This is a genomic window from Sporosarcina koreensis (assembly GCF_001531445.1).
Taxonomy (GTDB): domain Bacteria; phylum Bacillota; class Bacilli; order Bacillales_A; family Planococcaceae; genus Sporosarcina; species Sporosarcina koreensis_C.
In genome coordinates, this window is the sequence record NZ_LQYA01000251.1 from 67057 (window position 1) to 84630 (window position 17574).

33 protein-coding genes are annotated in these 17574 nt (G+C 45.9%); 4 read left to right on the top strand and 29 right to left on the bottom strand.

The genetic code is table 11. The features are described 5' to 3' along the window. Positions 1-505 (bottom strand): peptidoglycan DD-metalloendopeptidase family protein (locus tag AWV70_RS21245; RefSeq protein WP_160327705.1); only part of this gene is annotated, 505 nt, incomplete at its 3' end. 458 nt (positions 506-963) lie between these two features. Between AWV70_RS21245 and AWV70_RS25675 the strand changes: the two genes are divergently transcribed. Next, entirely contained in the window at positions 964-1677 is a 714-nt protein-coding gene (locus AWV70_RS25675) for an Ltp family lipoprotein (RefSeq protein ID WP_082713757.1), read from the top strand. Positions 1678-1756: 79 nt separating this feature from the next. Here the strand turns inward: AWV70_RS25675 and AWV70_RS21255 are convergent, their stop codons facing one another. Together AWV70_RS21255 and AWV70_RS21260 are read right to left on the bottom strand one after the other, a co-directional pair. Next, entirely contained in the window at positions 1757-2098 is a 342-nt protein-coding gene (locus tag AWV70_RS21255; protein WP_060210474.1) for a YolD-like family protein, read from the bottom strand. After that, the gene (locus AWV70_RS21260) at positions 2098-2319 is read right to left on the bottom strand and encodes a hypothetical protein (protein WP_060210475.1); all 222 of its coding nucleotides are present in this window, start codon (positions 2317-2319) and stop codon (positions 2098-2100) included. Before AWV70_RS21260 ends, AWV70_RS21255 begins: the two co-directional genes overlap by 1 nt. 139 nt (positions 2320-2458) lie before the next feature. On the opposite strand from AWV70_RS21260, the gene AWV70_RS23985 reads away from it, so the two are divergent. Next, positions 2459-2614 carry a hypothetical protein gene (locus AWV70_RS23985; protein WP_160327706.1) on the top strand — a complete coding sequence of 52 codons (156 nt, stop codon included), beginning with the start codon at positions 2459-2461 and terminating at the stop codon, positions 2612-2614. 100 nt (positions 2615-2714) lie between these two features. Here the strand turns inward: AWV70_RS23985 and AWV70_RS25155 are convergent, their stop codons facing one another. The 11 genes from AWV70_RS25155 to AWV70_RS21305 form a co-directional block, all read right to left on the bottom strand. Next, positions 2715-3233, bottom strand: coding sequence for an N-acetylmuramoyl-L-alanine amidase (locus tag AWV70_RS25155; RefSeq protein ID WP_060210476.1), 519 nt, complete (start codon positions 3231-3233; stop codon positions 2715-2717). After that, positions 3208-3969 (bottom strand): glucosaminidase domain-containing protein, encoded by a 762-nt coding sequence (locus AWV70_RS25160; RefSeq protein ID WP_060210477.1) that lies wholly within the window; start codon positions 3967-3969, stop codon positions 3208-3210. Before AWV70_RS25160 ends, AWV70_RS25155 begins: the two co-directional genes overlap by 26 nt. Then, on the bottom strand, positions 3966-4223 hold the full coding sequence (locus AWV70_RS21275; RefSeq protein WP_306464409.1) for a phage holin: 258 nt from the start codon (positions 4221-4223) through the stop codon (positions 3966-3968). The genes AWV70_RS25160 and AWV70_RS21275 overlap by 4 nt, the downstream gene beginning before the upstream one ends. 28 nt (positions 4224-4251) lie before the next feature. Then, positions 4252-4719 (bottom strand): hypothetical protein, encoded by a 468-nt coding sequence (locus tag AWV70_RS21280; RefSeq protein WP_060210478.1) that lies wholly within the window; start codon positions 4717-4719, stop codon positions 4252-4254. A gap of 69 nt (positions 4720-4788) precedes the next feature. After that, complete coding sequence (locus AWV70_RS21285; protein WP_060210479.1) at positions 4789-5247, bottom strand: hypothetical protein; 459 nt, start codon at positions 5245-5247, stop codon at positions 4789-4791. 125 nt (positions 5248-5372) lie between these two features. Further along, positions 5373-5726 (bottom strand): hypothetical protein, encoded by a 354-nt coding sequence (locus AWV70_RS21290; RefSeq protein WP_060210480.1) that lies wholly within the window; start codon positions 5724-5726, stop codon positions 5373-5375. Positions 5727-5919: 193 nt separating this feature from the next. Beyond that, entirely contained in the window at positions 5920-6021 is a 102-nt protein-coding gene (locus AWV70_RS25165) for a CD1375 family protein (protein ID WP_268777901.1), read from the bottom strand. Positions 6022-6108: 87 nt separating this feature from the next. Then, entirely contained in the window at positions 6109-6828 is a 720-nt protein-coding gene (locus tag AWV70_RS21295) for a hypothetical protein (RefSeq protein ID WP_060210481.1), read from the bottom strand. Between the two features lie 74 nt (positions 6829-6902). After that, on the bottom strand, positions 6903-7040 hold the full coding sequence (locus tag AWV70_RS24235; protein ID WP_201024433.1) for a CD1375 family protein: 138 nt from the start codon (positions 7038-7040) through the stop codon (positions 6903-6905). Continuing rightward, positions 7040-7228, bottom strand: a complete 189-nt coding sequence (locus AWV70_RS21300; RefSeq protein ID WP_060210482.1) for a hypothetical protein — start codon at positions 7226-7228, stop codon at positions 7040-7042. Before AWV70_RS21300 ends, AWV70_RS24235 begins: the two co-directional genes overlap by 1 nt. Continuing rightward, complete coding sequence (locus AWV70_RS21305; RefSeq protein WP_060210483.1) at positions 7225-7716, bottom strand: hypothetical protein; 492 nt, start codon at positions 7714-7716, stop codon at positions 7225-7227. Before AWV70_RS21305 ends, AWV70_RS21300 begins: the two co-directional genes overlap by 4 nt. Positions 7717-7999: 283 nt before the next feature. Between AWV70_RS21305 and AWV70_RS21310 the strand changes: the two genes are divergently transcribed. After that, complete coding sequence (locus AWV70_RS21310; RefSeq protein WP_060210484.1) at positions 8000-9094, top strand: tyrosine-type recombinase/integrase; 1095 nt, start codon at positions 8000-8002, stop codon at positions 9092-9094. Positions 9095-9456: 362 nt separating this feature from the next. Here AWV70_RS21310 and AWV70_RS21315 read toward each other — a convergent pair whose 3' ends face one another. Together AWV70_RS21315 and AWV70_RS21320 are read right to left on the bottom strand one after the other, a co-directional pair. Then, positions 9457-9672, bottom strand: a complete 216-nt coding sequence (locus AWV70_RS21315) for a hypothetical protein (RefSeq protein ID WP_060210485.1) — start codon at positions 9670-9672, stop codon at positions 9457-9459. A gap of 5 nt (positions 9673-9677) precedes the next feature. Then, positions 9678-10538: a ParM/StbA family protein gene (locus AWV70_RS21320; protein ID WP_082713758.1), complete on the bottom strand. Its 861-nt coding sequence runs from the start codon at positions 10536-10538 to the stop codon at positions 9678-9680. A gap of 191 nt (positions 10539-10729) precedes the next feature. Between AWV70_RS21320 and AWV70_RS21325 the strand changes: the two genes are divergently transcribed. Then, the gene (locus AWV70_RS21325) at positions 10730-11260 is read left to right on the top strand and encodes a hypothetical protein (RefSeq protein ID WP_060210486.1); all 531 of its coding nucleotides are present in this window, start codon (positions 10730-10732) and stop codon (positions 11258-11260) included. On the opposite strand, the gene AWV70_RS21330 is transcribed toward AWV70_RS21325, so the two are convergent. The 13 genes from AWV70_RS21330 to AWV70_RS23145 form a co-directional block, all read right to left on the bottom strand. Continuing rightward, positions 11233-11595, bottom strand: a complete 363-nt coding sequence (locus tag AWV70_RS21330; protein ID WP_060210487.1) for a hypothetical protein — start codon at positions 11593-11595, stop codon at positions 11233-11235. The genes AWV70_RS21325 and AWV70_RS21330 overlap by 28 nt on opposite strands. Positions 11596-11726: 131 nt before the next feature. After that, a complete protein-coding gene (locus AWV70_RS21335) occupies positions 11727-12566 on the bottom strand; it encodes a peptidoglycan DD-metalloendopeptidase family protein (protein ID WP_060210488.1) in 840 nt (279 codons plus the stop codon). 2 nt (positions 12567-12568) lie between these two features. Continuing rightward, positions 12569-12787 (bottom strand): hypothetical protein, encoded by a 219-nt coding sequence (locus tag AWV70_RS21340; protein WP_060210489.1) that lies wholly within the window; start codon positions 12785-12787, stop codon positions 12569-12571. Next, positions 12784-13089: a hypothetical protein gene (locus AWV70_RS21345; RefSeq protein ID WP_060210490.1), complete on the bottom strand. Its 306-nt coding sequence runs from the start codon at positions 13087-13089 to the stop codon at positions 12784-12786. The genes AWV70_RS21340 and AWV70_RS21345 overlap by 4 nt, the downstream gene beginning before the upstream one ends. Before the next feature lie 19 nt (positions 13090-13108). After that, positions 13109-13345, bottom strand: a complete 237-nt coding sequence (locus AWV70_RS21350; protein WP_060210491.1) for a hemolysin XhlA family protein — start codon at positions 13343-13345, stop codon at positions 13109-13111. A 35-nt stretch (positions 13346-13380) separates the two neighbouring features. After that, positions 13381-13512 (bottom strand): CD1375 family protein, encoded by a 132-nt coding sequence (locus AWV70_RS25170; RefSeq protein ID WP_268777902.1) that lies wholly within the window; start codon positions 13510-13512, stop codon positions 13381-13383. A 55-nt stretch (positions 13513-13567) separates the two neighbouring features. Then, positions 13568-13687: a CD1375 family protein gene (locus tag AWV70_RS23600; RefSeq protein ID WP_201024434.1), complete on the bottom strand. Its 120-nt coding sequence runs from the start codon at positions 13685-13687 to the stop codon at positions 13568-13570. After that, positions 13684-13869 carry a hypothetical protein gene (locus AWV70_RS21355; RefSeq protein WP_060210492.1) on the bottom strand — a complete coding sequence of 62 codons (186 nt, stop codon included), beginning with the start codon at positions 13867-13869 and terminating at the stop codon, positions 13684-13686. Before AWV70_RS21355 ends, AWV70_RS23600 begins: the two co-directional genes overlap by 4 nt. Further along, on the bottom strand, positions 13869-15551 hold the full coding sequence (locus AWV70_RS21360) for an Ig-like domain-containing protein (RefSeq protein ID WP_060210493.1): 1683 nt from the start codon (positions 15549-15551) through the stop codon (positions 13869-13871). Before AWV70_RS21360 ends, AWV70_RS21355 begins: the two co-directional genes overlap by 1 nt. Position 15552: 1 nt before the next feature. Next, on the bottom strand, positions 15553-16110 hold the full coding sequence (locus AWV70_RS21365) for a hypothetical protein (protein ID WP_060210494.1): 558 nt from the start codon (positions 16108-16110) through the stop codon (positions 15553-15555). Positions 16111-16112: 2 nt separating this feature from the next. Next, positions 16113-16406 carry a hypothetical protein gene (locus AWV70_RS21370; RefSeq protein WP_060210495.1) on the bottom strand — a complete coding sequence of 98 codons (294 nt, stop codon included), beginning with the start codon at positions 16404-16406 and terminating at the stop codon, positions 16113-16115. 3 nt (positions 16407-16409) lie between these two features. Next, positions 16410-17066 carry a putative phage tail protein gene (locus AWV70_RS21375; protein WP_060210496.1) on the bottom strand — a complete coding sequence of 219 codons (657 nt, stop codon included), beginning with the start codon at positions 17064-17066 and terminating at the stop codon, positions 16410-16412. Continuing rightward, on the bottom strand, positions 17063-17574 hold a 512-nt coding region (locus AWV70_RS23145), incomplete at its 5' end, for a baseplate J/gp47 family protein (RefSeq protein WP_201024435.1). The genes AWV70_RS21375 and AWV70_RS23145, both read right to left, overlap by 4 nt.

Sequence of the window (17574 nt, forward strand, 5' to 3'; positions counted from 1 at the left end):
AATCGGTCACTGCTTCCGCCGTGGCATTTCCATACTTCCCATCCACATCGAGTGAATAACCAAGTTTCTTTAGATTTACCTGCAAGGTCCTTACATTTGGATCATCGACGTACAAAGCTGGATTAACGTTTAAAGACGAACCGCCTGACCATTGTCCACTTGACATTTCAAAATGAAGATGGACACCGGTTGCGCTACCTGTCATTCCCTTCATGCCGATTGTTCTTCCAGCTGCCACAGATTGTCCGACACTCACAGAAACGGATGCAAGATGCAAGTAAGCCGTTTCCCAGCCGTTCGCATGTGTGATGACGACATAATTGCCGGCAGTCTTGTGCCTTCGACCGACAAAACGGACAACGCCAGTTGCTGCAGCTAAAATTGTATTGTCATCTGCTGAACCATAATCTACGCCCCAATGTGGTTGGACTTTTCCTGTGATGGGGTGTTTACGGTTCATATCGTACAAAGATGTAATCAGTCCTTCACATGGTTTTACAAACATTGCTTCAACCCCTTGCCTTTCAGTTTGGCTTCTTGGCTTCTTGGCTTCTTGGCTTTTCGCCTTAGCTGTTTCGTAAAATTGATTCTTCCCTATACCATATGCAACATAAGCAAGTGGGACAAAGGATAAAAGCATATCTAGAAACGCTTGGATTGTCATGGCATTAAGAATAGGGGTCCATAAATACAAAAAGAAAAACCCTGCAAACATGATGTCTGCAAGGTTTCTATGCTACGTCCCAGGCAGACGTATGTAAAGCCTTATATATCAATAGTTAGATTAGTGCTTGTATACCTTTTGTATACCATTATTTTATTCGTAAACTTATCTAATCTTACACCTATCACAAATCCATGAAAGTTGTTTCCATTATATAATACAAAAATTCAAGATACTCCATAGCCAACCCCATCCAAATGTACTATGATATTCATAGTACATAAGGGAGGGGTTATTTAATGGGAGTTTTGTTTGCTTTTCTAGCATTTTTTGCATTTGCAGCTGTATTTGTCTTTGGGATCTTGTCAATCGTATTTTTCGCGCGGAAAGAGAAATCAAAAGGTAAGAAGCAATTATTGTTTGCCGGTGGATCGTTCGCTGTCTTTATAATTTCGTTTATCGCATTCGGTGCAACTTTAAGCGGTGATGAAACCGAAAAGAAAATTGAAGTTGCAAGCGATGAGAAGCCGATTGTTAAGGACGAGGAAAAGAAAGAACCGGAGATGTCTGAAGAGGAAAAGGCTGAACAAAAGAAGGCAGAAGAAAACGCTGCTGCTGATGCGAAAGCCAAAGAAGAAGCTGAGGCAAAGGCGTTAGCTGAAGCAGAAGCCAAAGCGAAAGCTGAGGCTGAAGCGAAAGAGGAAAGTATCCCGAGGGAACATAAAGCAGCGTTAAAGAAAGCCGAAACATATGCAGAAATGATGCATATGTCGAAAGCAGGAATCTATGATCAGTTGACTTCTGAATACGGGGAGAACTTCCCGAAAGAAGCCGCCCAATATGCGATAGATAACATTGTATGGGATTGGAAAGAAAACGCATTGAAAAAAGCAGAAACATATGCGGAAATGATGAGCATGTCAGATTCGGCTATTTACGAACAATTAATTTCCGAGTATGGTGAAAAATTTACTAAAGAGGAAGCACAATACGCAGTAGACAATCTAAAATAATTGCAAACCAATAATATAACTATAACGACTGCCCCAGCGGTCGTTATTATTTATAAGAGGAGGCGTAATCCCCTCTTTTTTACATACTCCGTACTTTGACTATATCGCCAACCATGATATTATCCTTACCGAAAGGTCCCTCGACCGATATACTTTGCTGTGCAGGATCCAGTCGCGTGATTTTGCCTATATATGTATCTTTCTTACCTGCTCGCCAAGTCGTGATGACGACATCAGTCTTTTTCATAAACGCGATTCCCAATTCTTCCTGCAGTAACTGCATGTCATCCTGATTTAGTTCCGGTTTTGGATCAAGCTCATCTTCCGCATACCAGTCCCGCAATTCAACAGTATGCTCTGGCAGCATCATTGCTGTCCATTTGATTCGTCCTCGGTCTTTTATATCACCCAATACCTTCATTAAATAACCCTTCTTTCCTTATCAATCACAGGGACAAGTGCTAAAACATTTTCGATCGTGAAAGTGCGTTTGGATTTCCTTAGTAAACAATACGCCCGGAACGATACCTCGCCCACCTGAATGACTTTTATTCGCCTCTTGCTGATTGATCCATCAGCTGCCAAGTACATCATATCCAAAACTTCTCCATATCTTACCGACTTCTCCAATGTGTTACGCACACTTGCTTCCCTCCTTATCCTCACAACACAGAATATGTGTTCGTATTTCAACTAAAACAAGTAGCGCAGATTTTAATGTCACTTTTCATTTGTTTAAAACAGGTACGATTTATGTATTAAATAGAAAGGGGGGATTGTTATGTCAATTGAGCATTCAATTATTAAAAGAGTGGAAAAAGCTGCCGTTTCTTTTGAGGTACCTAGAATTGATTTTGTTCAGCTTGGATTTGAATTATTGATGTTGGCTGCATTAATTGGTTGTATTTACTTTTTAATTAATCGCAAACTAAGATAATCAAAACAAAAAAGCGCCCTAATCCAATTAAGGACAGGGCGCTTTTACAGTCATCTTTACTGTTACCATTTTATCAAATCCTGAACAGGTCATCAAATTATTACTTGTTAGCTCTAATTAGTGAACCGACAGCAAGTGCAGCCACATCACCATCAGCAGCCCTACCCTCTTCCAAATCCTTAATCCACTTTTTATTGTAGCCTTGTTTTACAGCTTCCTTAACGGCAATTTCAAGCTGCGCTTTGCTATTCAGAACTGTTTCCCACTCTTTTTTAAGAGTACCACTTGTGAATTTCAAATCGTCATCCTCCTTTTTCGGTGTTTGGACAGATACACCGGCTTTTCTCTTCAGACCGAACGCTTTAGCGATACCATTAGCGTGTCCAAGGGCAACTCGATCAAGAAATTCGGCACTCTTTAAAAGCTTGGAATCGTCGGGGCTGTCGATAAAACCTGATTCCGTAAGGATTGGTGACATATTGGATTCGCGAACCATGTGCAAGTTTTTTCGTTTCTTACCGCGATTAAGAAATTCCGGGATCATCTTTATGATTTCAGAATGAAGAACTGCTTGAAAATCTATTGTTTTGTTGCTAACCTTTCCATTGAAAATCTTCATAGCCCTTTCCACCACCTGCGTTAATATGAACCGACAGTAAGTAGTTAGCGCCCCAGTTGTTTGCCATATCCGTCCGTTGTTTAAGTGATAGTGTTTGATCACTTGTACGACTTAATCTGACCTGGACACCATCATATCCCTTCAATAGTGATTCAATTCGCTTAGAAATGGCCAAGGTCAAATCTTTTTCTTTCAAACCATTTCCGGTTGCTCCTGGATCTGTTCCACCATGTCCTGGATCAATGAAGATTTTAATCATGCCATTTACCTCCCTATCGTATTTAGTCAATCCATATTGTTCGATGCGTTCATTGAGCTTTGCCGAGTATTCAATATCAGTTGCATAGCCAGCTGCATGAAGTGCTGCTGTCGCTTTGCGGTAATCCTTCTGGTTGAGGACAGCTGCATAACGGTTGAAAGGTTCCCACCCTGTTCCGTGAGTGTATTTCTGAACTAGATCGATGACGCAACCTTCGTACGATGGGTACTTTCGAAAGGCTGCATTAATGTAGTGGACATTGCCATCCTTGTCTTGTTCAGCAGTCCGCTTGGTGTATGTTTCACCGATCCATCTGGAACCAACTTTTATTCCGAAGAGGTTGTTGGCATTGTGTGCGAGTACCGACGTTCCTGATGCTGATTCCAGTATTCCTTGGGCGATAATTAATGACGGCAGAACACCGTTCGCAAGTCCATGTTTGACTGCAAACGGTGCCAACCTTTCTATAAAACTCATCGTTTACTTTCTTTCTTCGGTTTGTGGTAGCGCATCGCTTGTTTACTGTCAGACACGCCGGATACAGTCGGGTCTACAATAACCCCGAGAATGACCAGCAAGGCAAATACCGCATTAATAAAGTTGGTCGCTTCCTTGCAGATTAAATCGACCGCCAACTCGTAACCAAACCACCCAGTGATGATCTGTGCAACCAACAAAAAAGCCGGCACTACGGCCAGCCAGAATAGCTTTTTTTCATACGTACTTTCCAATTGATTTTCATGTTACAGCCTCCTATTTTTACTTGATAAATGTTTGAATGAGCACATACAAAACACTTCCTGATCCAACCAATTTGAAAAATATGTCGCTCCATCTTTCAACTGTGGTTTTGGAAAGCTCATGCTTCATCCGCAGGTTGTCGTGTCGCTGTTCATCTCGTGACTTGATCAAGTCCCACTGTTTATCCATGTTCGTCAAGAAGAAAGAACGCATCTCTCTATTCTCCGAAACAATAGTAGACTCAAGTCTTGTGTAATTTTTCTCGACTTCTTGCAGTCGCTCTTCGTTTTTCTTATCTTGTTCTTCCATGAGTTTTAGCCGTTCGTGTTTTTCTTCATCGTACTTGAGCAGCATAGTAATTTTGTCACTATGTTGATTCAAACGCTCGTCCTGCTTATTTAAACGATCATCTTGTTTGTTTAATCGTTCATCTTGGACATCAAGACGTTCCTCGATTGGCATGATTGAATCGCTCCTTTCAGTCATCCGCAGCCCCCCTTTTCTCTTTATGGCAAAATAAAAAGAACGTCCGTATGAACGCCCTCAGATTAATAACTATAATTTTTTTCGGTAGTTTTCTAAATGTATTTCGATACTATTAATAATTTGGTTGTACGATTCTAAAAGCAAGGTATTTTGTCTTGGGCTAAGATAAATCGATTCTCTTTCTCCAATGAGAACCGAATCCATCTTGCGAACTAACTCCGCTACATCTTGATCCAAAAGAAAAAATTTTGAAAAGAAAATAGGTCTAAACTCTGTTATAAAAGTTGCTAAGTTGAATTCTTCAAAATCTTTCATAAGGGATTTCTTGCTCATCGAATTCTCTCCGTCAAGTTTTAATATTTCACCGTAAACAGTTAGACGTTCGATATTTTTAGCTTCTTTTTCTTTTTCCTTATCCCTATCTAATTGTCTATTCAATGTTTTTGATTGGGTGAAATATGTTGCGTAACCACCTACAGCAACACCTAGTAGTGGTAATAAACCAATAATAAGTTGTGACCAATTCATCTTAAAATCTCCCTCTCTTTCATCCATAATTCGACAAAAGAGGAGGATATCCTTCTTTTTACTTGCGACGCATTATGGTCCTAAAATGTAATAAGAAGCGAACACAAAGTGAAGGCTTTTACACTTTATAAACTATTAACATCTCCGTCCCACGAACCCCAAATGCAATTTAGCCAATCTTCTTCTTTTAAGGAAATTACTGTATATCCTTTTAAAGCTACACTATATTTCCCGTTTTGATACTGCACATCCAGAACATCAAATGAATCTTTGTATGAAGGTAATTTCACACTATCATACTTAACAATGTCTTGTCCCATCTTTCTTTGGTAAACATGATTATCATCAGTTGTATAGATAGAAAGAATTTCATTGCAATCGGGGCATTTCCAGTTGTTTTGAACTCGGGATTTGGTTAATTTCTCATTGCAATTCGGACAAACATAGTGTTCATGCGAGAATCTTGTTCTATACCTCAAGTTATAATCCTCCTATCAACATTAAAATAGTATCGAAAAATAAAGGATACAGTATTGATAGTTTAAATGGTTAATTATATTTAGCTGCGTTTAATGGTTTAACTAAGAAAATCGAAATAAAAACTAACGCTAGTTAGTGCTGCATTTCCTTATCGTCAATCGCAAATTCAAGCTCACTGTAATTAATATTCTTTCACTCCCTTGCTTCAACCTTCGCAGCCAAATACTCCGCAACTGGAATCTGATATTGCTTAGGTAAACTCTCAATCTCATGTGCTCCGGCTTTGACGAGCAAACGCTTAAACCGGAAGCATGCATTCGAAAACCATTGTTCAACCCCTACGAATGTTGTAACAAAGAACGCCTGTATGGACGTTTTATTTCAAACTTTTTTCTTGTACTCTAGATATTCATTGTAATATTTTTTATTTATAAAATAGAATACATGTGAAAGTAAAACGGAGATCAAAGCGATAAACGGAAACAATATTGCTATTGGTTTATTGCCATCTATGTCCTGATTGAACCAATAGAATAAAAATAAATAAATCATGCCAGTCGTAAACGAATAAAGCAGTATGAACATTACTATTTTTATCCCTAATGTTTTCGTTTGGTAAAGCGCCTTAACTCTTTTAGTTTCTTCGATGCTATTTCTCATAAATATAGCATTCTCTAAATTTGAAATAAGGTATTTGTTATTTTGTTCTGAATGGACAAGCAATGCTTTCTCATCGCTTATCATCCTTCTTAGATGCCACTTCCCTTCTTCGTCCTTTATTTTTATTTCGAATTTGGGTTTAATTGAGAAAACAATATTTATTATCCAAACAAGCAAGAGTGCTAAAGTCACCACCACGAACATGACCAAAAAATTTATCACTAATTCTTTGATTATTTTACTTCGATAAAAAGCTAGTGTGAATGGAAATGCTAGTAACAGAGCGATTACAATATAGTTCTTTAATTTTTGGTACTTTGTCATGATTTGAATCTCTAAATCTGTTACACCAATATAGTTCACTGCTTTTAAGACTGTGAAACTAGTAATTAACACACCTAAAATAATTTGCCCGTTGTCAAATACTTCTTTTATATCCATAATTCTTATCCCTCTCCAGTCTACCTTGAAATTAGATTCGACACGGTGAGGGATAATCCTTCAAATTTCTAAAACTATTTGCCTACTTTTTCGACCTCAGCCGCCAAATACACCGCAACCGGAATCTGATACTGTTTCGGCAGGCTGTCGATTTCACGCGCTCCGGCTTTCACCAGCAACGCATACACTGGCACCATGTATTGATAAACCATTATTCAGCACCCCCTTTCAGAGCTTCGACTTCAGCTTTTAGCTCTTCAATCTGCTCCTGCTGCCCGACCACCGCTTCAAGCAGGACAAGGACTGTTTCATCGATGCTTTCGGGAACCTCTGGAAAAGCCGGCTCTAACGGTCCATACGACCCATCCGGCTGTTTACGTCTAACCATAGAAACACTCATTGTGTTAACGCCCCCTGAATCTGATGGATTGGCTTATCGCCTGTCCATGATATTTTAATTGTTATTTTTTCTGCAGGAGAATCGGCTCGATATTTGAAGAAGTCTTCCACCGTTCCGATTTCGTCGGGGCCGCTAGAATCAAGTGTCATCGGCACGAAATTCTCCGGCTCCGTGCCGTTCGTCATGAAAATTTCAATGGATACCTCTTGTGCCTCGTCACGCTTTATCCAAAATAAAACGCCTTGTGCGGTTCCGGCAGGAGGGGTGATAGTTCCCCGATAAACGGAATGCTCTAAAGGCGTTAAATTTTCTATCCGATTAAGTTTGATTGTCTTAGAATACTTAAAATCAAAAGTGTCAGAGACTTCTACAACTATGTCGTTGATGCCATCTTTTAACTTTGAAACAGATACATCAAACGAAAACTTTCCAGGTGGCCCATTATAGACCTCAACATTTAGGCCATTTCCGATGCGATAGCGGACCACTACGTCATTACCGTCATCGTCAAATGTTTCTCCAGTAACAGGAATTTTATCCGCATCGATTAAACCGGATGCTAAATCATTCGGATCAATCGTTAAGGATGGAGGACGATTAGGGACTACGTAGAATGTACGAGCCTCAAAAGAGATAGCAGCTGTCTATGGAATCCCAAAGGAGGTGGTGAATTTGAAGAAAATAATTTGAACTGTAAAATCCCGGTTCTCATTGGATTATTTTTTTTACAACAAAAAGAACATATGTTCTTTGAAGTAGGGAGAGATGCATATGGCCAGTTATCTTAAGAGAGGAAAGACGTGGCAATACACTGTCAATCATTATGTAGATGGAGAAAGAAAGCCAATTGTTAAAGGTGGATTTGCGACGAAGAAAGAAGCGCAGTTGGCTGCGCATGAAGTGGAGATGCATCTGTGGAAAGGACAGCAGGTAAATACAAGAGACATTCCCTTCTCCACGTATTTCGATGAATGGATTGAGCTTTATAAGTCTGGTAGACATAAGACCACGTATGACCGATATCGTAATTCACTGGCAAGAGTACAGGAGTACTTCAAAGATATTTCCATTCGGAAAATAACTCGGACAGATTACCAGCGTTTTTTGAATGAGTATGGAATTGGGAAATCAAAAGAGACAGTACGGAAACTAAATTCACACATACGTAGCTGTATTCGGGATGCGATCGAGGATGGTTATATATCAGTCGATTTCACACGTAAGGCTGAATTTATCGCATCTAAGTCCCCCAAACGATCCGAAGACAAGCATTTGAGCTATGAGGATAGTTTAAGGCTATATCAGCTACTTATCAGTAAAATGGGCAGCAATACAAGTACTTATCTCCTCATATTATTGGGATTGGTTTCAGGTACGCGTTTCGGGGAATTGGTAGGATTGACGTTTGATAGTTTTGATTATGAGAATAATGTCATGCGAATTACCCACGCATGGGATTACAAAACAGGCGCTGGATTTGGACCGTTAAAAAATAGCCATTCCGAACGGACAATCTCGATCGATAAGCAAGTTATGCTTTTATGTAAACCCCTAGTAAAAGCATCCAAGAAGAACCCTCATGGTTTGTTGTTCTATCGCCCAACAGCGACAAAGGTAAATACGAACAATGGTGCTAATAAGGTTCTTAAGGCGTTATTAGCTAAACTTGAAATTGAGGAAATTACCATGCACGGACTACGCCATACGCATGCCAGTGTGCTCCTGTACAAAGGTGCCAACATCCATTCTGTTTCAAAACGTTTAGGACATGCCGATATACAAACCACATTGGATCACTATGCACATGTACTGAAAGAGATGGAGCAAAGAGACGAAGAAATTGCGGTGAAGATTTATGCGGGATGATGTTGAACTTGTATACATTTTGTATACCAAAAATTTATTTCCTATCTTATTCAATCGTAATCACGATAAAAAGAAAAACGCCTAAAGCCTTGCTGCAACAAGGTTTCAAGCGTTTCAATTCCGATTCTCAATGAACCGTTTTTCGACTAAAAACGTCCCAGGCAGGAATCGAACCTGCGACCCTCAGCTTAGGAGGCTGTTCGTTTTACACCTCGGAACACTGACGCTAAGTCAATCGTTGACGTGACGCTGTTTATCGCGCCTTCACGCGAGAAAACCGGACATGTTTCCACCCGCAAGCACTACGGCTTCGGTTGCGGAATCTGTGTTAATAACGATTATAGCGAGTTAGTTACCGCGCGTCAAAGAAACGCCTTAGCCACCGTCTTGCCTACGGGCGTCGGCGCAGGCACTACGTCGGTTACAATTGGCGCAACGGACAGGCCCGCCCGGTCCCGCTCAATGAGTCGCTTGACGTACGGACCAAACTTACCGCGCCCAGGATCGAGCGCATAATCGAGCAAGTCGCGCTCCCATTCGTCGGTGTGCGAAAACGAGACGGTTTTGTTCGTGCGCATGACCGTTACCCATACGCCAGCCGCGCGATTTCATAGAAGCCGACTGCGTTTGCGTAGGTCGGTAAGTGGATTTGCGCGCCGCTGTGCGCGTTGAGCTGCGGTATTAATGGCGCAATATCCGCATAGTGTTCGGCCAGCAACGGCAACAGATCGCTCGCAATTCCGCCGCAAACGAGGACATTATCCGACTGGCGCCATTTAAGCTGCGTCGTCGAGCGTATGACAGCGCGCGCAATGTTGTCGATGTTGTCGCGCCCGCCCGTCGTCTCTACGCCGTAATTAAACGTAGCCGACGCCGTGTTAATGTGGCGATTGTCCGTGATTGTTGCGCAATTGACCGTCCCACTGCCTACGTCGATTATGCGGTAAGTCCCCTTGCGAGGCGCCGCCATAAATGCGCCCGAACCTTCCGCAGCTATGCCGACCTCGCCGATTTCATAACGGTACGTCGCGCCATTTACCGTAATGGTGTGCTTGCCGCGCAAGAGGTCGGCTAGCTTGCGTTTTTCGCCCGGCTTATGCGAAATGATCGGCTGGCCCGCTACGATGTCAAAGCGCGTAAAGCCCGGGCAGTATTTTTGTGTATAGCGATAGATTGCGAGCAGGGCGCGAATTAACGTATCTACATGCGCCTTGCTATCGCCATACATCGCACCGCCGCCGTATTGATCCTCGTAGGAAGCGAGCGTGCCCGCGTAGCCGCGCCTCCCCTCATACGCAAACTCCATGTCATCCTCGCCGAAATCCTCTTCGATGTTGCGCGGGAACCAATCGCAGATGGACGTCCGGTAACTGTCCACTCCGTAAGGACCTGCCGTCTTCGCGCGATAGTTCCCCGCGTCGATGCCGAGTATTAACTTACCCAACCGAATCCCCTCCGTTTTTGTAATGCGCCGGTAATGCATTTGGCTACGTTTAGGCTTCGTCTGCATTGCGCTCGCATTACATACTACGCTGAACTTGCGTCGAATATTCGTTGGAATTTCGCCATAAGCTAAAATAAGTCCGCTACTTGCTACGATGTGGCAGGGCTAATATTGCGAAATGAGGGAAATAGATGCGTAGAGTTAGCGTTCAGACTGCGCGCAAAGAGCGCACGGATAAAAAGCGTCAGGTCGCGCCGACAATTAATGGTGAGCTAAAGCGCGAGATCGAAAGACTTGCGTATATACTCGATAGACCAGTCAAGGACGTAGGTGTTTGCCTTTGTCGCGAAGGCTTGTCCGAGAGAGACGTCGTTAATGTGCTTGCGACGTACTTTCAGCGCGGCAGTCTGCGGTTTGGCGCGACAGTCTATCGAGGAAACTTTGAAAATCCGAAACTATGCGACATGACGCTAGGGGACCGCACAGAACGCGTCAGCCTGCGTTTTGATCGGGCGGACTACGAAGACATGCGTTTACTTGCCGACTTACTAGACGCGTCCGTAGCTCGTGCTGTTGGCTTCCTATTAGGCGTGAGCTTGGCGCATAAGGACGTAGTAGACCGTATGCTTGCGCGCTACGGCCGCAGGCATACGCTGACCGACGACATGGCCGCCGAAATCAAGCGCCTCGACCGCTATGTGCGACGCGCCTCGTATAAGTAAAGTTCTAGCAGTTCCTCCGCCCGATTCCGTAGCCTAACGTTCAGATAACGCCGCTCGTCCGTATAGCCTCCGTGATAAAATATGTATGACGTAAATGTATCGCCAACCTTGCCGCGTTCTAGCCGCAGCTTATTTACGCGCATATAGTCCGCCGTAACCTTATTGTCGCGCTGAACTGCGTCTATTGCAGCGTCAATTAGACGTAAATATGGCGCCTGGAATTTAAACGAACTGCGCTCGACGGCTTCGCGATCCCGCGCAAGTATCGTCAGTAGCATTGGCAAGTATATCGCGTTCTCGAAATGACGCAGGGATTCATCGGAAAGTAACGGCATGGTAGCGACCTCCTCTATGTGCTTAACGACATTATAGCGAACGCACATTCGCTAGTCGAACGCAATAAAGGCGACCCGCCCCGTAATGAATCGGAGTAGGTCGCCTTAATTTCGTTATTTAGCTACCGCGCTTACTTTTGCGCAATCTTGCGTCGCGATTCGATTTCCACGTACAGTGCGAACGCATCGTCGAGCGTCAGCTTGCCCGCCTTTGCATCCGCTCCCCACTTCGCCAGTACTAGCTTATCCTTCGCCGCGTCTTCGAGGTATTTAACGACGCTATTCTTCAACGTGCCGCTTGTCGGATTAAACATACGCTTACCTGCCTCCTTACTCGAAGTGTCTTGCGTATTGCCCGCCGGCCCTAACGCCTTGATGTCGCGTTCCAGCGCCGCATAAGTTGCACGCCCTGCCACGCCGTCCGCGGTAAGTCCCTTCGCGCGCTGATAACGTGTGACTGCCGCTATTGTGCCGTCGCCGTAAATGCCGTCCACCGTTACCACGTAGCCTAAACGCTGTAAATGCGCCTGTATATCGCGCGTGACCGGGTCGTAGAGTTGCGTCAATGGATCGATTTTATTCGCAAAGCTATTCGTCCAGCGACCGCGCGATATCTCGAAGTGCAGGTGAACGCCCGTCGAGTTGCCCGTCGTCCCTTTTACGCCTATCTTGGCGCCCTGCTTTACGGACTGTCCAACGCGCACGCTGACCGTCGATAGATGCGCATAGACCGTTTCCTGCCCGTTGCCGTGCGTGATAACGACGTACCTTCCGAAGCTCGTCCGCCCCGCAGTGTCAGCTACGCGCACACGCCCGCTTGCCGCCGCGATAATCGTATTGTCCGCATCAGACGAAATGTCGATGCCTTGATGCGGACGGATGACGCCGAGGACGGGGTTCTTGCGCGCGTTAGAAAAGAGCGACGTAATGAAGCCCTTCGCCGGCTTTACGTAATAGAATCCGTTAGCCATCGTTAATCATCCGCCTTGTCTGCGTCATTTACCGCAGCCTTGTCGATTGCGCCTTCCGTCAAAATATAGACGGCGACCGAGCCAAATGCCGTCAAGACCGCCGTGACTTGCGCGATCTCGTTCTCACCTACGTTGAATGCTACGAGTAGCGAGCCGACGAAGCCCGCGAGCAACGCCCAAAACTTGCGCGAAGCTAATTTCCGCGTCCAATCCGTTTTCATATAATATCGTCCCCTTCCGAATGTGTTTCTTCCGTGGTTACTTCGTCCTCACGCTTACTTTTGCGATGGTCTGCGATCTTTTCAACGCCTTCAATCGTAAAGACCGACGCAATAATCGTCATGAGCGGAGGTACCGTCATCTGCAAAATATCGAGGTAGGTTGCGCTGACCTCACCGCCTATGATTGCGTAGCCCATGCCGAGCGCCGCGAAGGCGAAGAATGTCGCAACCGACACCATCATGATAAATTCGCGGTCCGAAATACCGTCCGACCAAAAGTGTTTCAGCGGCCTGCGCGCCATAATTACGCCACCACCTTCGTCAAATAAAGATATAGCCGAGTATGAAAAGGACGACCGGAATAATAATCCCAATCGCCCACTTAAGCGTAGACTCCAACTTTTCGATGTCGCGGCCGTTGGACTCCGCTTTTAATAACGCTTCTTTCGCGACTAGTTGCGCCGCGTCGGCTGTGTTACGTATCGCGCGAACGTCGTCGAGCTTCGCCTCGATGCCGCCGAGTCGTTCGTAGATGTCCCGCACTAAATCGTCATGCATTCTGCACCTCCAATGTCCGCCTTAGTACAGTAGTTTTATTGCGCAAGCTCCGGATAGCCTAGTTGTTCTAACTGACGCTTTACCTCCGGCTTGATATGCGTTGGTACTTGCGAGAATGTCTTATAGCCGTCCAGGATCAACGTTACGTAAATAGTTGCGATTGCCATTGCGCGTTCACCTCCTAGTAATCGTATTAGCGCCCACAAAGCGATGGACGCCGCTTTATTTCGCATTGTCTTCGAGGTAGGCCCGCACTTGCTCACGTAGCAAGGTCGGCACCTGTTCGATTGTTTTATGCTCCGTGCGAATAAGCTCCGCGTAAATCGAAATCATCGGATTCATTTCGTTGCCTCCTCGTCTGCTGCGTAGACATGCTCGTACAAGTCCGTCAACGCCAGCATTAACATCGTGTTTTGTTCCTGTAAACGCGCAATCTTCTCCGCGTCCGTATCACCTTCGAAGACTTTTTCGAGGTCGCCGAAAGTTCCGTCAGGCATCCGCTTCCTCCGCATAAATACATTCATCAGCTCAACACCCCCGAGATTAGCGTAATAGAACCGTCGCCAGTTAACGTCAGTTTTACGTTGATATTATCGGCAGGCTCCGCAGCTTGGTACGTAAATTCGTCCTCTACCGTACTGCCCGCGACCGGCGCCGTGTTGGATAGCGTCATTGGCGTGTAAACTTCCTGCGCCGTGCCGTTCGTCATCGATATATCTGCCGTAAGCTCCAACGTTTGGTCGCGTTGTATCCATAACAAAACGCCCTTCGCGCTGCCCGACGGTGGTGCGATTTTATACCGTGTCGTCGACGTAGTAAGTGACGCCATATTTGCGTGCTTATTCAGTTTGACCGTGCGCGAATACTTAAAGTCGTAGACATCCGTGACTTCAACGACGATTGCGTTCTCACCGTCGGCAAGTTTGCTCAACGGAATGTCGAACGTCCACGCGCCGGATGGCCCCGCGTAAATCTGCACGTTTGCGCCGTCGTTAATGCGGTACTTGACTACGATGTCATTGCCGTCAGGGTCCGACGCCGTGCCGGATAACGTAATCGAATCAGCGTTTATCATGCCGTCCTGTTGCGTAAAAGGGTCGATTGTGAGCGTAGGTGGCCGGTTCGGCACTACGTGGAAGGTGCGCTCGGCGACCGTTGATTTACCGCCTTGATCGTCCTCGGCCCATACTTTCAGCGTGTGCGCGACGCCTTCTGCGAGTGCTGACGTAATTGCCGTCTCACCGTCATAAAGGATACCGCCTTTGAACGTAAGCTGCCGGTTAAACGGAATCGCCGTAGCGCCGTCCGAAATGGCCGTTGCAATTGCGCGCGCTGTTCCGGCGTTGATTTGGTAGCGCACGTTTACGATCTGCCCGGCGTCGCCATCTTGCGCGGAGCCTTCAATCCGGTATATGTTATTTTCATAGAGGGTTACGTTGTTTTCTGTTACGAGCGCAAGCGTCGGATTAGTATTATGAATAATATTAAATACCGTCGATATACGATAATCCGAGTATTCCATGCCATCGTACGCTCTTACTCGAAAATCAATTTTGTCCGTCGTCTTATCTGAAGCCAGAGTTAGCGACCTACTATGGCTCGAATTGTTAGGTAAAGCCACCCATGCCTGTGCTACACCGTTTTTATAGTACCGATATTCCGGAAAGTAAGTAATCGAATTTCCATCTGCATCAGTCGAAGCTCCCCAAGCTACCGAAATATTACTTCCGCCCTTTAATGTTCCGGTTGGTTGGGTAAACGCGCCGGGCATTGTCGGGGCTGTGTTAGCTAAAGAAGTTCTAACGTACCAATTACCGTCAATGTGAGGTCCGTTTATTGGATATGTCCCGTCCTCGGCTTGTACGGTATTTTTGTATGAACCGCGAATTTGTCTTTGCGACTTGTCTTTGTTATAGCGTATTTCCCTATCACAAGAAACATTCGCATCACCATATTGACCTGTTCTACTAGTGTATTTATCTAAATACCCGTCCGCCTCGGGACGATAGTGGTAAGCGACACTTCCCGCCGGTATATAGTTGTAAGGATCATAAGGGTCGGAAAGTACGTATTTACCTTCTGTCGAATTCCATTTAGCCGTCTTATGGAGCCCTCCTAATCTAGTATCTACTGTCCCGGTTTCTCCCACCGGCGGCTCTCTCCATTCGTAGTTAATACTGTACCTATCATAGTTATACTTCGCCATATTACACCGCCTCCACTAAACTGACATCATAAGTACCCCAGCTACCGCGACCCATCCGGCCATCTTTAATCTCGGCATTACTCCGGGATATCACAGCGCCCTTGACGTAATCATTGACCAACGGCTGCACGGTGATCGTCGATGCCGTAACATCCGTGATAAGTACGTCTTCGGTGTTGGTGCCGTCGTAAATCGTGCACTCGGTGAACGCTTTGAACCCGTCCGTCTTGTCAACGTTGAGGACCGTCGTTCCAGACGACCTCGGAGCAGTCAACACGGCTTTGGCTGTCTGACGCACCAGCTTGTTAGGCTCGCCATCAAACGTGTCCGCAAATGTGCCGGAGTTGCCTGGTGCCCGCCCGTCAAGTTCCATTTGCACGCGTAGCCTGTTAAGTTCGCGATCGTGCTGTAGTAAAAAAGCGTAGGCCCCGTAAACTCCTTCCTCGATATTATTCGCACGCTCTGCCGTGAATCGCGTACCTTCCTGTATAATTTCGCTGTTTGTAATGTCGACTATATGGTCGTACCACTCCGTTTTAACGTACGGATTAACGTTCATACTTACGCCCCCTCTATCTTCACTTCGATAACAAACGCAATGACAAAGCCGTCTTTACCTTTCGCGACATCCATTGTCTTCGTCTGCAATTCACGCCCATTCGCGTCGACTAACTTTGCGCCTGTAATGCGCCCTGTTTCCGACGTTAAATAGACGAGCTTTTTCAGCTTGTTACCGTCGCGTATCGTTTTATAAATCGGATAATCAACGTCTTTGCCCTCGATCGTTACGACGGCACTCCGCACGTAGCTGTCGGCATATCGCGCCAATTCATCCGCAAATAATTTTTGTATCATCCGTTAAGCGCTCCTTTCATGGCCCGCGACAAACACGCCGCAAATCGGGTACGGCACGACGACTGTGTAATCTTGCGCAACCAGCGCCATGGACGACCGGTCCGCAATTCCCCGCGCATTATCCGTCCGTAATACGTTACATATCGGATACGGCACGCCAAACGTATATTCATGACCGCTCATTACGATTGCGTCCGTAATGACGCCAGTAATACCGAACGCAAGATGCGCAGGCTTCACTTCCTCGATGTCGCGACGTATCTCTTCCGTGTCGATTACGTTGTCTACGTTAATTTCCGCTTCGAACCGGTATTCGCCGTTATACTCGACAATGCGCGCCGACTTGTCCGCAACATGCGCATTCACTACGTCGGTCAAATAACGCACAGTAGCCGGCGCCGTGCCGTTCAGCCGCGCCAGTATGCGATTGCGTCGAAATTCCAGCGACGAGTTCGGTCGTGGAGGCAAATCAAGTACGCGCTCCCAGTCGTCCAAGCCGTGCGTGGCCGTCCTTACGTAATACTGATCCGTGAGTTCCCGCGCACGTTGCCGCATACGGTCGACTTGCTCGGCGCTTGTCGTTATGATTGCGTCAACTTCCGGGCTGTCGTCGTAGTAGCGCGGTAAGGTGTCGAGCATGTCACGTTTAGTAAGCGTCATAACAACGTCACCTCACCGACGACAGCAACGGCATCCTCCGCAATCGTTACGTTTGCCATGCCGCCATTTAGCGTTAAGTTCTCGTAATCTAGTACACCGTCCGTTTCGAGTAGCGCCTCACCTATACGCGCATACCGAACAACCCCCGTCTGTGCCGCCGCAAGTAAGTACGAGCCTAAAGACGCCTTGACCGCGTCCAGTACGTCAGCCGGCGCCAAGTCGCCTGCAAGCGTCAATGATGCGCTGATATTAACGGCGATTTCCGTTACCGGGACGACGTCCACCATTGCGCCGATTGGTCGCTCGACTTCTATGTGTTGCGCCACATTTGCGATAACTTCCGGACTCGGCGCCCGACCATCCTCCGCGATAACTACGACTTTTACCGTTCCCGGACCGGCGTGTAACGGGAACACTTTCGCCGTCGCTACGCCGTCTATGTCCGTCGCCCATTTTTCGTAGTGATAAACGTTGCCCGACGTGATTGGTTTGCGCACCTTTAGCAAAT